Genomic DNA, 735 nt, shown 5'->3' with positions numbered 1-735 from the left:
GTACCAGGGCGGCCAGCCTTGCAATGAAATCCAATGGTTCGAAAATGACGTGCGTGGTGCCGTCCCGGTACGGCGTCTTGAGCTGGTAGCGCACGTTGCCGCCTCGTGTTAACGACAGCCGCTTCTCGGATACCGCCGGGCGGCTGATGTACCGGCACAGCCGTTCGAGCTTCTTGCGTTCATCGGCCCTGGCCGCCACGCCGGCGTGCAGGCTGGACCCGGCTACCTTGCCAATCCCGTCACCGAACGGATCACCACTGGTCGGCAGAGTTTGCAAAGTGAACACCTTTCGCCCCGCCTGTGAACCGACAGCGATACGGTAAGTGATCGAGTGCCCCAGCAGGGGTGTCATCGGGTCGTCATCCACCGCATCCGAGGCCAGATAGCTGTTTTCGACATCCCGTTCCAGCAGGCCTTGCCGTTCCAGATAGCGACCCACCCGGTGGGCGATGGTGTGCGTCAGCTGGGTGAGCTCTGGGCTGGTCGGCGCCTTGACCCAGCGGAAACGCGCTGAGCCGTGGGATTGCTCGACATACACACCGTCGAGAAACAGCATGTGGAAGTGAACATTCAGATTGAGCGCCGATCCAAAACGCTGGATCAGGGTGACCGCGCCCGTCTTGGCCACTTGGTGGGTATGGCCCGCTTTCTTGACCAGGTGCCAATACCCATCTTTGTATCAACTCCCCTTCCTGCCCGGCATCCCCGCAATTGATGACTTCAGAACAAGATGCT

At 60.5% G+C, this 735-nt stretch carries 1 pseudogene; it reads right to left on the bottom strand.

Annotation, left to right across the window (positions count from 1 at the left end):
* Positions 1 to 661: pseudogene (locus tag R7Q48_RS27140) on the bottom strand (IS91-like element ISVsa3 family transposase); the annotation flags it as partial.
* Between the last annotated feature and the right edge of the window lie 74 nt (positions 662 to 735).

The sequence above is a fragment of the Vibrio sp. 378 genome (assembly GCF_033339435.1).
This window is presented reverse-complemented; position numbering and strand designations above follow the sequence as displayed.